Consider the following 14,278-nt stretch of genomic DNA (forward strand, 5'->3'; position numbering starts at 1 on the left):
TCATAGGTAGGTACTTAAGAAAAACATTAAGTACAGCCTTAAAAATTTGGCTCTACCCCATACTGAAATACTCCTGTTTTTCGATCGCGTTTGGGGTGTGCCCTAGCAGCATTTTTCCTCAGAAAGTCAAATGCTCCATTAACTGCATTTAACAATCCTTTCCTATGCTTCCTAATAATCGCTGTTAATATGCCAATCCACCAAACACCCGTTGTTTTTGCTACTGTCATTGTAGACATTTCAGTTTTGAATATCTTTTCAATACAGCCAGTTAAAAACCTTTTAAGCGTGGTTACTATTAAACTTACATAAATTAGCGCCTCTTGTAAGGTTGCGTTTGATGTTTGAAAGCCGCGTAAATTATTATAAGACTTACACTCCTTAAAAAGTAATTCAACCTGCCAGCGTAACCTATATAATTTGCCTATTTCAGTCGCTGTAAATTCATCAATAGATAAATTAGTGACTAAAAATGTATATTGTTTTTCTTTTTTTGACCAATACCCAACGACTCTTGTTAGCTTGTTTTTTATGCTAACATTCATATCAATAAGATCATTTTTAGGTAATTCGGGGAGCAATTCACATAACTTTGGGGAATGACTTCCTGTTAATTCCTGTCCATTTTGCTTAAAAGCATTATGTACTCTGACTGCTTTTAACCCCTTAGCTCTTAATACGTAAAATCCTCCTGCTTTATCTAATTCATGAATATAACTACCTGAATAATACCCTCTATCAGCAAGTAACAACTGTCCTTTCAACTCTTTAAATGTTGGAAGTTCTTCACGTTCAGAATAACTGTCTGGTGTTATACCTGCTTTTTCAAAGCAACCTTGCGTTAAATTTAAAGTAGCATGCAATTCAATCGCTGCTGGACACGTATTTGAAAATCGCCCAGGAAAAACATCTTTTAAAGAACGATGAAGCATAATAGAGCTACCGTCCTGAATTAAAATATTCTCAAACTTGAACAAATCTTTTTTCGTGTACTTAAGCGCATCATTTATCCAACAATTAAAAACTCTATTTGTTACCTCTCGCATTAGTTCAGCTAGTTCAGGTTTAACTAACTGGTTATGAAAAGGCTTATACTTAATAGACTGCCCTGTTAGCTGATTATAAACTCTTAATATTTCGGATAAATAGATCGTTTTTTTATCCCCAAGCGCAGCAACAAGACTAACAACCATATGAAATGCGGTAATATTTCTTTCTCTTTTAGTAAATGCTACTTGTTTACCAAGTCGGTTCAGTTTTTTTTCACTTAGGATACTTTTTAACTTATTAATAAAAATGTTAGCATTCATTTGAAGCTCTTTTCTTGATTCTGTGGTTTGTGTGGTAACAACCATTTGATCATGAATTGAGCTTCAACTCAATTTCTTAAGATCTTACCTATGACATCCATGTAGGCAACAAAGAGTTACTCGTCCTTAGAAAGAACCCATTGGGCAGCGCATGTTTGGTATTTATGCTGCGTTATCGCCTATTTATGGGGAGTAACCACACTACATAGGCTCTGCCTTGCCTAAACTGCTGCAAATTCAACAACCAAAGGTCAACACGCCCTAGCTACAATCGCAAAAAATAATCCTAGCAAAATAAATAACACGCCACTGATCTGTAATAGTAATTTTTTCATATAATACACCTTATTACTTGTTAACTTGAGTATAATTTAAGCTGCATTAAAATCGACTAAAAGAGTGTTACAAACTGTAAAATCTTCAATTTCTATTCGCCATCACCATGATATAATTAGTCAAATGCCCTAAAATATCGCCGTCATGATAGCAACAATTACACAACAAGATGCCGCGACAGAACTTGTCGCAAACTACCTAAATACCATTGCAAACCAAGGTTTTATCGGAGACACCGACGCAAGTTATGCAACGCGTATTACCGCTTCAACCGATAACAGTGTGTATCAGCAAATACCGCAAGGTGTTATTTTTCCAAAAAATGAAAAAGATATTCAGCTCGCACTGCAAACAGCATCTCGCGACCCGTTTTTATCATTAACTTTTGGTCCTCGTGGCGGTGGAACAGGCACTAACGGACAATCGTTAACACCTGGTATTGTTGTAGATTTGTCTCGCTATATGCGCGAAATCCTCGAAATAAATGTAGAAGAAGGCTGGGTACGCGTTCAAACCGGCGTAATAAAAGATCAACTTAATGACTTTTTAAAACCTTATGGCTTTTTCTTCTCACCCGATTTATCTACCAGTAACAGGGCAACTATTGGTGGCATGATAAGTACTGACGCATCGGGGCAAGGCTCGTTAGTTTACGGTAAAACGAGCGATCATGTTTTAGGGCTAACAACTTATTTAGTTGATGGCACACCTATGTGTACCTCCCCAATAGACATCGACAAAGCACAAATTATAGCTAATCAAGACTCATTAATTGGTAGTTTATATAAAACAGTTTTAGATATTTCAGTTAATGAACGCGCTGCTATTTTAGCTAAGTTTCCACGGTTAAATCGTTTTTTAACCGGCTACGACCTAGAGCATGTGCTAAGTGATGACTTACTTACTTTTGACATGAGCCGACTAATAACGGGTTCAGAAGGCTCATTAGGTATAGTAACTGAAGCAAAATTAAACCTAACGCCTATTGCTGAATTTAAAACGCTTATTAATATTAAGTACGATAGTTTTGACTCAGCACTTCGCCATTCACCATTTTTAGTCGATGCACGCGCGACCTCGGTAGAAACCGTTGATAGCAAAGTTTTAAACTTGGCGCGTGAAGATATCATTTGGAATTTAGTATCGGACTTAATAACCGACGTACCAAATAAAGATATGCAAGGCCTTAACATGGTCGAGTTTAATGCAGTATCAAACGATGATATAAAAGACAAAGTAGACACGCTTTGTAAGCTTCTAGACGAATGCGTAAAAAATCAAACTAATGGCGTTATTGGTTATCAGTTAACCAGTGATAAAAGCGATATACTAAAAATTTACGCAATGCGTAAAAAGTCAGTGGGTTTATTAGGTAATGTAAAAGGCAGCCAAAAACCTCTCGCCTTTGCAGAAGACACCGCTGTACCGCCTGAAAATTTAGCAGATTATATTGTCGAATTTAGAGCATTACTCGACAGTCATAATTTACAGTACGGTATGTTTGGCCATGTTGATGCGGGCGTTTTACACGTACGCCCAGCACTTGATATGTGTGACCCAGAACAAGAAAAACTACTTAGAACTATTTCAGATCAGGTCGTAAAACTAACCGCTAAGTACGGCGGTTTAATGTGGGGCGAGCACGGTAAAGGTTACCGAAGTGAATATAGTCCTGAATTTTTTGGTGAGCATTTATATACACAACTTCGTAAAATAAAAACAGCTTTCGATCCTAACAACCGTATTAACCCCGGTAAAATATGCACTCCTATCGATAGTGAAGACTCACTAGTTAGTGTAGATGGACAAAAGAGATCGCACTTCGATAAGCAAATATCAATAGAAGTCAAAACCAGTTTTAACAACGCAATGACCTGTAATGGTAATGGCATATGCTTTAATTACGATGAAAATTCACCTATGTGTCCATCGTATAAAGTAACTGGCGATCGCCGTAATTCACCAAAAGGACGCGCAAGTTTAATGCGCGAATGGCTTCGTCTACAAGAGTCAAAAAATGTAGATTTGCTCGAAGTAGAAAAGCAACTTAACAAAGGTGAAGTCATTACCTGGTGGGAACGTTTTGTTCATAGCCGCGAAAAACGAAAAGGTATTTACGACTTTTCTCACGAAGTAAAAGCGTCAATGGATGAATGTTTAGCATGTAAGGCATGTACAACAGCATGCCCAATTAAAGTAGATGTACCCACTTTTCGTTCGCGCTTTTTAAATTATTATCATAGTTATTATGCACGTCCGCTAAAAGATTACCTTGTTGGTAACATAGAAAATAGCGCGCCATTAATGGCAAAGTTCGCTAAAGTTATAAATCCAATTGTTAAAACATCATTAGTTAGTAATGTTATTAAAAAAACGGTTGGCTATGTTGATACACCACAGTTGAGTATTCCTGCACTTTCAAAGCGTGTTACTAAAACACAAAAATTTGATTTTGATTTATTAAATAAATTAAATGCAGAGCAACAAAGTGAGTATGTATTAATAGTACAAGACCCATTTACGAGCTTTTACGAAGCGGAATTAGTAGAAAGTTTTATTACTTTAATAACCCAACTTGGCAAAAAACCAATGCTATTACCTTTTAAACCAAATGGTAAACCGCAACACGTAAAAGGTTTTTTACATGAATTTAAAGTTACAGCTAAAAATGCAGCCGAGTTTTTAAATAAATTAAATGATATTAATGCACCGTTAGTCGGTTTAGATGCGTCACTCGTTATGTGTTATCGCGATGAATATAATACAATTTTAGAAAATAACCGTGGCGAATTTAATGTGCAGCTTGCTCATGAATGGCTAGAAACACAATCGTTTAAATCACTAAGCGCAAAGCAAAATACAGATACCGAATTTACATTACTGAGTCATTGTACTGAAACAACTGCGCTGCCAAAAGCAGCAAATGTATGGCAAACAATTTTCAATGATATTGGTTTAACATTAAAAACAACAAATACAGGTTGTTGTGGAATGGCGGGAACTTACGGCCACGAAGCACAAAATCAAGATAACTCACGTGCGCTTTACGAAATGAGCTGGAAACCAATTGTAGATAAAAATAAATCTGAGCAACTTTTATCTACGGGCTTTTCTTGTCGTAGCCAAGTTAAACGTTTTGAAAAGTTTAAACCAAAACACCCAATTGAATTACTAGCACAGGTTCTTAAATAACTTTATAAAATAAGAGTACTTAAATAAGATCACTTATATAAGAGGTACTTAAATAGTTTTATCTAAATACAAATTTAGTAAATTATTTATTAAATACAAAAAGGCGTAACGATTAACTTCATCAGTGATGAAAATAACCGTTACGCCTTTTTTAATACGTATTCTTAATTTACCTAGTTTAAATAATTATTTTTTAACAAAACTATCAGCAATAGGTTTAGTGCTAATACCATGTATAAATACACTAAACAGAATAGTCGTCATTGCTATTGTCGCTATTTGATATTTGTTTTCTATTTGCGTATCTATCACCATCAATGTAAAAACAATTGATGCTAATCCTCTTGGCCCAAACCACGCAAATGTAAAACGCTCTTTAATACTCAATGCCGTAAACTGCAGAGACAGCATAACTGGAATTATTCTAATCAATGTTGTACTTAACAAAGCGTAAATTATAATTTCAGTATTTAATTTAGGAATAACTAAGTAAGCACAAACAAACCCGAACAAGCACCAAATCATTAACGATGTGAAATCTGCTATGTGCTCTGAGTCTTCAATTAATTCTGTTCTAACTTCTTCGGTCGAAAATTTATCAAATAATAAGCCTGCAATAAACACCGCAATAAAACCACTGCCATGAAAATACTGAGTGACAGAAAATACAGCCATTGCAAAACCGAGTAATAAAAATGGACTGGTATTTTGTGCAAAGTAATGACGTTTCATTGCAAAGTTTAAACTCGGTATGAAAACAGCAATACTTGTAATAGCTATTAATAAAGCCAAGCCAAGCTCTCGTCCAAACACACTTAATGTTTGTGTTGCAGTAATTGCTGAATCAGGATTTTTAGCAAGTAATATAAATATTAAAAAAATGGGTACGCATAATCCATCGTTCAAACCACTTTCAGTATTTATTCCTTCGCGTATTTTTTCAGGCACTTGTGTACTTGCTAGTAACCCTTTACTTAATGCTGCATCGGTAGGTGTTAAAATAATAGCGAGCAACGCCGCTTGAATAAGTGAAAGCTCAGCAAAGAAAAATAAAGCAACAGCAATACCAAGTAACAAAGTTAAGGGTAGGGCAACAAACAATAGTAAACTAGGATACTGAAAACTATGCCTTAATACACTTAGCTTTGATTTAGCTGCATCAGAAAATAAAAATATACTTAGCGTAAGCTCTATAAATGGTAATAAAAGATCAACACCTTCTTTTATTTTATCCCCTTCGTTGGGTAGCATTAAAGCTAAACATATTCCGCCAACAACAAAAAACATTGGGCCTGTTACTTCTGTTTTTTCTAACTGGCGAAGTGTTAAAGAATAAATTAAAAATAATCCGCCTATAAATGCTATTACTAAATACTCCATTAAATTTTCCTTTTAAGTCCTGACTTTGCTCGCTCTTTAATATTTGTTTGAATATAAATTTGATCGGTAGTCGCAATTTTAGAATGGCCTAAATCTTCCGATAAATGTTTAAGCGGTCTGGTTTGCGCATCATGTGTGGCACCAGTATGACGAAGCCAATGTGCAGTTGCAGCGCCAAGTTGTTCAGCATCATCTTTAAAACCATCATCAAGTAATGATTGCTGTGCATAATCAAAACTTTGTTGAACTAAACGCCTAATTTGCCTTACGGTCATACCACCTTGCCCGCGAATTTTATGAACTAAAGGATCTGATTCATCAACACGGGGAAGGGCAGGTAAACCTCTGTATAGTCTATAACGTTTTAAATATTCAACAAAATCATCGCTTAAGGTTACATCTCGTAATTTATTACCTTTTCCCATTATCCGTAAAAACCAAAAACCATCATTATCTTGCCAAAAATGAGACATCACCGGCGACCATTGTGGGCGCTCAGATAATTCTGAAATTCGTAAATAAAGACCTTTTAAGCAGGCAAGCGTAAATAAGTTTCGCTCTAAATCAGGGTTATGTTCGCATAAATCACGCGTTACACCAAAAACGTATTCCCATTGAATATCGCTTAATGTGTCTGGAATTTGAATTTGTGATTGAACAACTAAGTACGGACTATTTTTTTTAACAACAGGGACAAAGTTAGCAAATGTTTTTTCTTCTAATAAGGCAAACTTATAAAATACATTTAGAGCAGTAAACATAGACGATAAAGTTTGCTGACTAGCAATGGATTCTTTAAGCATAAAAGGGCGCCAGTTTTGGTTTAAACGACGAATTCCTCGTTCATCTTTATAACGCCATTGCACTGAAGTTGCAGCCCATGCTTTATCGGGTTCGACCATAAAATCAACGTAAGCTTCAATATCTTCACGTTTTAAATCGAATACTGATTTTTCTGCGATTAACCATGACCATAAATAAAAGCGTTCAAGCTCATTTCGAAAACGACTATAAGTGGCTTCTGACTTTCGGCCATAAACATATAAAAACTGATACAAGAATGTCAGATCAGCTTTTGATTCAGTTACAGTCAAGCCAATTTCCTGTATAAAGGATGCAAGTTCTGGGTATTCTGAATTGAGAGTACCGTCATCTAGATGGGCAATTTGATATCTTAATTGTTTTAACGTATCAACCAAAGCAACAAGCATAATGTATAAATATTCAATTAAATAATAGACTTACAGAATAACGTTAAAGTCCGATACTGTCTAGTATTGGACATAGTAAAGTTCTAATTATTTTAATACCGTGATTATTCTATGGTTGTTGGTTGCTATATCTTATTAAGGAAAACATTATGAAAAAACTAATTATACTAAGCGTACTTGCTTTAACAGTTGCGTTAACTGGGTGTGCTACTACAGGTAGTGCATCACCAAGCGAAAAACGTTCACTTGTACAAAGTATGAAAGCAAACACATTGGATAAATTATACGCTGAAAAACCTGATGTTAAAAAACAAATTGCTAACTCTGCTGGTTATGCTGTATTCGATAATGCGAATGTAAATGTAGTGCTTGCTAGCTTTGGCGGTGGTTACGGTGTTGTTAGAAATAATCTCACAGGTAAATCGACTTACATGAATATGGGCGAAGCCGGTTTAGGACTTCGCTTAGGCGTTAAAGATTTTAACGTTGTAATGGTTTTTCATAACCAAGCTGCATTAAACAGATTTATTGAACATGGTTGGGCATTTGGCGGAAACGCTGATGCAGCAGCAAAATATGAAGATAAAGGCGGTGCACTGGTTGCCGAAGCGATTGCAGATCAAGTTACTGTATATTCTGTAACCGAAAATGGCCTTGCACTACAAGCTGTATTAAAAGGAACTAAGTTTTGGGTTGATTCAGAGCTTAATTAACCACCAAATTACTCTCCTAAAAGCGAGCTGGTTTGTATAATCACGCTCGCTTTATTAAAATCTATTCAATTTAACATAACGTAATTTATGGGTTGTTAATAAAAGAAGTTAATTATCACTCAGTTATTTCATCTCGACCAGGCGCCTCATCAAAAACACCTACTTTTGGAGAATCACATGTAATGAAATCATGATAGCTATTATAAGCAATTTCTATTACACATGAAGATTTAACAATTACGGTATACCCAGCGAGAATAAGATCCCTTAAAGATAAATCAAAAATGTATTGCCCATTTTGTGAAGCAGCCAGATAATAATTTTTAACTATCTTTTTTCTATCTGTATACTCAGCCCAGCCTGAAATATGTAAAGCTACCTTGCTAAACGGGTGCTTTTTCTTATTTGCCAATTCTTGCGCTTCTTGTTCCTCAATAATTCTTTTAGCCTTTTCTTGTTGAGCTAAAAGTTCAGGCGGCAACTGATTTTGAAGTTGGTTAGCATTATGGCCATTAGGTGAATTTGAAAATTGCGCTTCAACTGGTGACGCGTTCGTCAGTTCTTTAGCTTTTGCTTTATCAGATTGCTTTTGAAATCCTAAAAAAAGTAAAAAACCAGCTACAACGAAAAAAACTATAGAACCTTTAATAAACCAGTTGTCGTACCATTTTTTTACATCAGATGGTGCAGCCTCTTTAATAGATTGGTCACTCTTAGTATGAGACTGATAAAATTTAAAATATTTTTTCTCATATTCCCTTTCATGAGTAGCAACAACAGTTGTATTTGTTTTTGAATGCCCATCATGAACCTTGAGTACATACTTATCATCTTGACCAGCAAAAGACTTTTTTATAGCTCTGTAATGATTACCAACTAATTCGCGAATATCCCTTTCAACTTTTCTGAACTCTTGAGTAATTAGCATTATGTCAAAACCGTAGTGACGGTGCATACTGTAAAACTCTTTCACCTCTTTATTACAATTACCAGCGCCCAATGCTAAATGGCATTCATCTATAAAAAAATAGACTCTATTGCCGTCCTCATTCTTCCAGTCCTGATACTGTAAATAATGTTCTTTCTTAGAAAATGGTCTTTCACCACCATAATTATGAAATTCACCATCAACTACTTCTATCAGTTCACGGCAATATTCACCGTAAACTGAACAGAAGTGATCGACATTTAAAGGTAAATTCGTTACAACTTTTCGTTTATGCTCAGTAACCGTAGGGATTATGTGCCTTACTACCGCTTCATAACTTTTGCCGCCGCCAGTTTTTCCTGAAATGCCGTGTATCATTTTTTAGCTCCCTAATCTAACAAATGGAATTAGCTGTAATAGCATTCTTATTGTTATAGCTATAATTATCATCCCCATGGCTTGAGATAATCCAAGGGCCGATGCGTAATAGGTGACCCCTGAAGGTAGTCCGTTTATATGACTTGCTACGTCTAAACCTGCAAAAAAACTATCTAGACCGTCTATTGCAAGTAACGAAATATCCATAAAACTTTCAAAAAAGAAAATGCCTATATCTTTCATTATGTCCTGAACAGTGAGAACCAAACTGTAAAGAAAAGTCTTTAATTCGTTCCATGTATTAGCAAACCAATCCAACATATTAACCTCCAAAAATTAAAGCACGACATAAGAAAGCCGCAGTGATTAAAATGAAAATCTTTAATATTGCTAAGAGTTGCGTACTAGGAGTAGGCAAATCAGCACAACCAAAATTCATACTTGAACCAAGGTTAAAACAAATTTGTGTGTTTGGTGGTTGGCCTCCAGAGTTAAACTTAAATTGGTCTAAAAACTTAAAAGTTTCTGTTTGTTCAAATTCAAGACTTTTTTCATTCCAAACACCTTCAAAACCTTCTTCATATTCTGACTCGTAAAAACTTTGTGATTTAGTAGGGTCAAAAGTAGATTCAACAGTAGTATCATTTTGTTTCTTTAATTCATCTAAAATTTCAGCTTGTAGGTCATTACTTTTTACAACTTCAGTCCTAACACGTTCCGTTGAAGTTTTAACGCCTTCAGTTGCAGTTTTTACGCCTTCAGTTGCAGTTTTTACGCCTTCAACTTCTTCTTTAACCTTAACGACTTCTTTTATTTGGTCTCTGATTACTTCCTCTGTTTTTAATGTTCCTTTATATGTATTTAATGTATTTTCTTTAACAGATGAAAGTAATTCATTTGAACCCTGAATCTCTTTAGCTATTCGGTCTAACCTTTCTCTATGGGATTCTTCTTCACGATTAATGCTATCGTTAATAATTTTTAAATTATCATTTACCTGATTTAAAGCATCTAAATCGTTATTTTTATCTGAATCATCACCCTCTTTAGGGTCTGAAGGTTCATCTGGGTCAGGAGTTTTATCCGGGTCATCAGGGTTTTCAGGTTCTTCAGGTTCTTCAGGTTCTTCAGGTTCTTCAGGTTCTTCAGGGTCTGGAACACATGCAACAGGCTCTGAAGAAGCAAAAGAAACTGGTAAATAATAGCCCCCATTTTCATCTGTTTTTATTTCACATTGGCGACCATCATCAGAAGGATAGCAAACTGAACCAGAAGAATTACCAACACCAAAAACATAAGGGTCAGAACTGGTAGGTTCTGGACAATCAGGGTCTATTTCATCCTTTAACTTTGCACAAAATTTAGTGTCTGAACCTTGAGGATAAGTAATCATATGTTCATGTAGTGGAGCATTTTCAGGAGGACAACTTGGTTCGCCTGCTATTGGAAGTAAATTAACTGTAATTGAGCTTTGTTGTTTATAAATACAACTGCCAGCACCGTCAGCAGTTTTCCAAAAAACAACTTGCTGAATAATAGAAGAGTCTTGTTGTTGTATATTGCCAAGCTCAAAACCACACTTTGAATAATCGCTTTTGTAGATTTCAGCAGCCCATGAGACGCAAGAACTTGCATCCTCAGCGATTTTAACGTTGTAAGATTTACTTTGATAAGAACATTGAGTTTTAGGGTCTGTTTCTGGTGAAAGCAAAGAATTCAAATCATAAATATCGTAAATTGAATCATCAGCAGAAACAAAAAAAGCGCTTATAAGCGCAATTATTAAAATTAAATATTTCACTGGCTGTTATCCCCAACCGAAATTTTTACAAACTATAAAACCAGCTATTGCCCCTATCAAACCGCAAATGGTGTAGATAAGGGCGACAATAAGGCCGCCCATAATTAGATCCTTTTTTACGCTTTTGAAACAGCGCGTTTTGCTAGTGAAATGCCTTTATAAGCAAGAGCTACACCAACGATTAAAACACCAGTAGCGCCAACGAAAGTTGCAACACCAGCCATATCTACAGCAGCAAAAATATCAGTCATTTTATTATTCCTAAAGTTTACTAATAACCATTCGAGCAACCTTAACTTTGTAAGATAGAAACCCGAAAAATATAATAAGGCCAAAGCCCCAAGTGAATGACTCCCCAATATCGAGAGCCGTTATTTGAATGCTTTTGATATATGCATCAGCATCAGAACTTGGAACAAGTACGTAACCGGTGCACTCTTCCAAAGTTTGTGTTGTTGGCAATATAGTGCCGTCGGCATTCAAATAAATACATTGCATGATTAACCGCCCAGCGATTCTTTAAAATGCTTTTTAACTTCATGGTCAACTGGAATAAGTTCAACCACTTCGTTATCAAAAGTTTGGTCGTTAAATGAAAATTTAAGGTCGTAAGCTTTATCAGAAACAAACGCTTGATTATCAATTAACACATGAGCATAAGCAGTATTTATTGCTATTGGCTCTTTACCGAAAGGTGTACTAGTAGTTTTACCAGCGGCCTTACGTTTATATTTTGGTGAATCAACATTATCCAAAGGATAAAGAACTTCGATAATTGCTCGCTCAACGTCTGGGTTCTTTGACTCAGGAAAGCTAGTAATTGAAATACCCGCGATAACAATAGCCATTTTAATGACTCCTTAATTGTTCAGTTAAAATATGTTTATAAATATTGGGAACGTCTAAAGACTTTCCAGTTACGTATTTGTCAGGAACTAACAAACCTAAAACAGTTTGCATATCCCCTTCAGTAATTTCTAAAATGTCAGCTAAAGCTTTTCCGCACATACGCCTAACCCATTTAACACGGCTTGCTAAATCAGTACCGGCTTTTGATACTTTTGCTGAACTGGATGTTTGAACACCATCGGTATTAATCATTTGCTGTGAAAAATCACAAATACCCGCAAAAGTAGAATCAGGGTCTAGCAAACAATCAATAGACCATTTTTTTAATTCGACCTCGTTGCGATACCAAACTAATGATTCATCATCTATGCCCTGCTCTAATTTTTTGTCATATATGCGCCAGTAAACAGGACTTGTACGTTTACCAACTGTAGTCATTTCAACATCAAACTTGCCATCAATAGTGAATGAATGGCGAGGTGACATAGTTGGGTTTGGACCGCCTTTTTTACGAGCAAATGCTTTTTGAAAGAAATTTAGTTCAGCGGCCTTACAGTTAAAAACGTTATCAAAACAATCGCGAGCAATATCAATGCGCGAAAGTGAGCTAATGCTTAAAACCTTAGATAGCCAGTGATGTAAAATAAATGGGGTGGTGTGTGACCATAAGTGTTTGCAACCTTCGCCAGAAATTTGAAAGTAAACCGTATCGCGCTGACCACCAATACCGACAAAACCAATTTGAGTGCCTTCACTTGTAACTAAGTTCATAGAATTATGATACCCGTGAAACCCTTTATCTCTTGGTACTGATAGCTCAAAACCTAAAACATAGCGGCTAAATACACGCAATGTATTGATATAAAAATCAGACATTCTTTCATTAATACGTTGCTTTTGAGTTTCTAAGCTTTTAAGAAGTTGTTCAGGTGTTAAACCCTCGGTGTTAAATTCTTCTTTAATATTTGGTACTACTGGGAAAAGCGTTTGAGTATCTACGGTAGAGCCAATAGAACCAGCGCGTTTACAATGGCGTAAATCAGCAAGAGGAAAACTAAAAGACAAATGGTCTATTATTGTTTGATTTGATTCATGCTTTTTAAAACGCTTAATGCGATTGTCAATAAGGTTTTGAGCAGTGTCTGAATATTTGTAATGCATCAAATCACCCCATCAGCTACTAACTGGCGATAATTTGAATCAGTAATTTCTACTGTTCTGCAATCATGCTCATGTGAAACCCAAGCGCGGAATTGAAACATATTATCAAAATAATCATACACGCGAGCACCATTCAAATCGTAAGTGACTTGAACCCCCGCTTGCTTGTTATTTTCGAAATATATTTTCATTTCTAAGTTTCTAAGAATTTATTTAATGAGCGTAGATTAGTTTCTTAGAATCTAATTGTCAACATTTATAAGTTTATCAGTTTATAATTAATGATAACTTTAGAAACAGGAACGTGTAATGCCTACAAAACATATAGACGACGTAACATGGCGAAAAGTGGAAAAGGAACATGTAAAAGCAGTGGTTGCGACTCAAAAGTCTTTGAAGGATACGGAAATTCTAAGAATACTAATTAACAAAGGTTTAGAATCAATAAGCGAAAGTGACTATCTAAAATTAGCTAAAAAGAAATAGTAAAATGTTAAATTGAAGCTGAGAGCATAGGTTTAGATAGGAGTTATACCCCGTAATACAGTTACGGGGTTTTTTTTGAGCACAGTTAATTTAACAAAGCTCCTCCCGCTATGCGGGTCCCTCCTTGTTAAATTAACTAGATTAAAAAAAGAGAAGTTTATCAAAGGGCGCGTTGCGCTAGGATATTTTTCTAAGCGGGACTGGGTTATTGGATGCGGCCATTTATCTAATGGTCTTTATATTAATTCTGTGTGTGGCCTTTCATGAAGCAAAGCTTCATAGGTTCCTATCATCAAGTCTCCAGTGGTACGTAATAATTGATTTTAATTATTACGTAACCTTACTATTAGTATGGTTATTTGCACTCCCCATAAATCACATTATGTTACGGGTTGCAGCCGCTACGCTTAAAAAGGCTTTTGCTGCAATTCGTGTGCGCTTACGCTATTTTGCACACGAAAAACCACAAACGCCCCGCCATTTAAATATTTTGGCGGGGCGTTTTCTCAACATAAAGTTTATGAATTTATGGG

The 14,278-nt window shown here is 35.7% G+C and carries 15 protein-coding genes; 4 read left to right on the forward strand and 11 right to left on the reverse strand.

From position 1 onward, the window contains the following. Window positions 1–38 precede the first annotated feature (38 nt). The gene (locus L659_RS0112820; RefSeq protein WP_024590080.1) at window positions 39–1,310 is read right to left on the reverse strand and encodes an IS4 family transposase; all 1,272 of its coding nucleotides are present in this window, start codon (window positions 1,308–1,310) and stop codon (window positions 39–41) included. 480 nt (window positions 1,311–1,790) lie between these two features. Here L659_RS0112820 and ydiJ point away from each other — a divergent pair, with 480 nt between their 5' ends. Continuing rightward, window positions 1,791–4,838 carry a D-2-hydroxyglutarate dehydrogenase YdiJ gene (gene ydiJ / locus L659_RS0112825; RefSeq protein WP_024590793.1) on the forward strand — a complete coding sequence of 1,016 codons (3,048 nt, stop codon included), beginning with the start codon at window positions 1,791–1,793 and terminating at the stop codon, window positions 4,836–4,838. 186 nt (window positions 4,839–5,024) lie between these two features. Here the strand turns inward: ydiJ and L659_RS0112830 are convergent, their stop codons facing one another. Continuing rightward, the gene (locus L659_RS0112830; protein WP_024590794.1) at window positions 5,025–6,218 is read right to left on the reverse strand and encodes a cation:proton antiporter; all 1,194 of its coding nucleotides are present in this window, start codon (window positions 6,216–6,218) and stop codon (window positions 5,025–5,027) included. Further along, window positions 6,218–7,429: a tyrosine-type recombinase/integrase gene (locus L659_RS0112835; RefSeq protein WP_024590795.1), complete on the reverse strand. Its 1,212-nt coding sequence runs from the start codon at window positions 7,427–7,429 to the stop codon at window positions 6,218–6,220. The genes L659_RS0112830 and L659_RS0112835 overlap by 1 nt, the downstream gene beginning before the upstream one ends. A gap of 149 nt (window positions 7,430–7,578) precedes the next feature. On the opposite strand from L659_RS0112835, the gene L659_RS0112840 reads away from it, so the two are divergent. Next, the gene (locus L659_RS0112840) at window positions 7,579–8,142 is read left to right on the forward strand and encodes a YSC84-related protein (protein ID WP_024590796.1); all 564 of its coding nucleotides are present in this window, start codon (window positions 7,579–7,581) and stop codon (window positions 8,140–8,142) included. 115 nt (window positions 8,143–8,257) lie between these two features. On the opposite strand, the gene L659_RS0112845 is transcribed toward L659_RS0112840, so the two are convergent. The 8 genes from L659_RS0112845 to L659_RS0112880 all read right to left on the reverse strand — a co-directional run bounded on the left by L659_RS0112845 (window position 8,258) and on the right by L659_RS0112880 (window position 13,450). Further along, on the reverse strand, window positions 8,258–9,448 hold the full coding sequence (locus L659_RS0112845) for a zonular occludens toxin domain-containing protein (protein ID WP_024590797.1): 1,191 nt from the start codon (window positions 9,446–9,448) through the stop codon (window positions 8,258–8,260). A 3-nt stretch (window positions 9,449–9,451) separates the two neighbouring features. After that, complete coding sequence (locus tag L659_RS0112850; protein WP_032827041.1) at window positions 9,452–9,769, reverse strand: DUF2523 family protein; 318 nt, start codon at window positions 9,767–9,769, stop codon at window positions 9,452–9,454. A 1-nt stretch (window position 9,770) separates the two neighbouring features. After that, a complete protein-coding gene (locus L659_RS0112855) occupies window positions 9,771–11,249 on the reverse strand; it encodes a hypothetical protein (RefSeq protein ID WP_024590799.1) in 1,479 nt (492 codons plus the stop codon). A 116-nt stretch (window positions 11,250–11,365) separates the two neighbouring features. Then, the gene (locus L659_RS1000000124045) at window positions 11,366–11,500 is read right to left on the reverse strand and encodes a membrane protein (RefSeq protein ID WP_024590800.1); all 135 of its coding nucleotides are present in this window, start codon (window positions 11,498–11,500) and stop codon (window positions 11,366–11,368) included. A 10-nt stretch (window positions 11,501–11,510) separates the two neighbouring features. Further along, window positions 11,511–11,747, reverse strand: coding sequence for a hypothetical protein (locus L659_RS0112865; RefSeq protein ID WP_024590801.1), 237 nt, complete (start codon window positions 11,745–11,747; stop codon window positions 11,511–11,513). A 2-nt stretch (window positions 11,748–11,749) separates the two neighbouring features. Then, entirely contained in the window at window positions 11,750–12,097 is a 348-nt protein-coding gene (locus L659_RS0112870) for a DUF1293 family protein (RefSeq protein WP_024590802.1), read from the reverse strand. 1 nt (window position 12,098) lies between these two features. After that, window positions 12,099–13,259, reverse strand: a complete 1,161-nt coding sequence (locus tag L659_RS0112875) for a replication initiation factor domain-containing protein (RefSeq protein ID WP_024590803.1) — start codon at window positions 13,257–13,259, stop codon at window positions 12,099–12,101. Continuing rightward, window positions 13,259–13,450: a hypothetical protein gene (locus L659_RS0112880; protein WP_024590804.1), complete on the reverse strand. Its 192-nt coding sequence runs from the start codon at window positions 13,448–13,450 to the stop codon at window positions 13,259–13,261. The genes L659_RS0112875 and L659_RS0112880 overlap by 1 nt, the downstream gene beginning before the upstream one ends. Before the next feature lie 118 nt (window positions 13,451–13,568). On the opposite strand from L659_RS0112880, the gene L659_RS1000000123795 reads away from it, so the two are divergent. Next, window positions 13,569–13,745 (forward strand): hypothetical protein, encoded by a 177-nt coding sequence (locus L659_RS1000000123795; protein ID WP_024590805.1) that lies wholly within the window; start codon window positions 13,569–13,571, stop codon window positions 13,743–13,745. A 208-nt stretch (window positions 13,746–13,953) separates the two neighbouring features. After that, the coding region (locus tag L659_RS1000000123930) for a hypothetical protein (RefSeq protein ID WP_231388443.1) at window positions 13,954–14,278 on the forward strand (325 nt) is incomplete at its 3' end.

It is taken from the genome of Pseudoalteromonas sp. S8-8 (assembly GCF_000497875.1).
Lineage (GTDB): Bacteria > Pseudomonadota > Gammaproteobacteria > Enterobacterales > Alteromonadaceae > Pseudoalteromonas > Pseudoalteromonas arctica.

Bases quoted from the DNA above. Each gene is read 5' to 3' on its own strand.
- L659_RS0112820 (WP_024590080.1), bottom strand. From the start codon at position 1,310: ATGAATGCTAACATTTTTATTAATAAGTTAAAAAGTATCCTAAGTGAA.
- ydiJ (WP_024590793.1), top strand. From the start codon at position 1,791: ATGATAGCAACAATTACACAACAAGATGCCGCGACAGAACTTGTCGCA.
- L659_RS0112830 (WP_024590794.1), bottom strand. From the start codon at position 6,218: ATGGAGTATTTAGTAATAGCATTTATAGGCGGATTATTTTTAATTTAT.
- L659_RS0112835 (WP_024590795.1), bottom strand. From the start codon at position 7,429: ATGCTTGTTGCTTTGGTTGATACGTTAAAACAATTAAGATATCAAATT.
- L659_RS0112840 (WP_024590796.1), top strand. From the start codon at position 7,579: ATGAAAAAACTAATTATACTAAGCGTACTTGCTTTAACAGTTGCGTTA.
- L659_RS0112845 (WP_024590797.1), bottom strand. From the start codon at position 9,448: ATGATACACGGCATTTCAGGAAAAACTGGCGGCGGCAAAAGTTATGAA.
- L659_RS0112850 (WP_032827041.1), bottom strand. From the start codon at position 9,769: ATGTTGGATTGGTTTGCTAATACATGGAACGAATTAAAGACTTTTCTT.
- L659_RS1000000124045 (WP_024590800.1), bottom strand. From the start codon at position 11,500: ATGACTGATATTTTTGCTGCTGTAGATATGGCTGGTGTTGCAACTTTC.
- L659_RS0112865 (WP_024590801.1), bottom strand. From the start codon at position 11,747: ATGCAATGTATTTATTTGAATGCCGACGGCACTATATTGCCAACAACA.
- L659_RS0112870 (WP_024590802.1), bottom strand. From the start codon at position 12,097: ATGGCTATTGTTATCGCGGGTATTTCAATTACTAGCTTTCCTGAGTCA.
- L659_RS0112875 (WP_024590803.1), bottom strand. From the start codon at position 13,259: ATGCATTACAAATATTCAGACACTGCTCAAAACCTTATTGACAATCGC.
- L659_RS0112880 (WP_024590804.1), bottom strand. From the start codon at position 13,450: ATGAAAATATATTTCGAAAATAACAAGCAAGCGGGGGTTCAAGTCACT.
- L659_RS1000000123795 (WP_024590805.1), top strand. From the start codon at position 13,569: ATGCCTACAAAACATATAGACGACGTAACATGGCGAAAAGTGGAAAAG.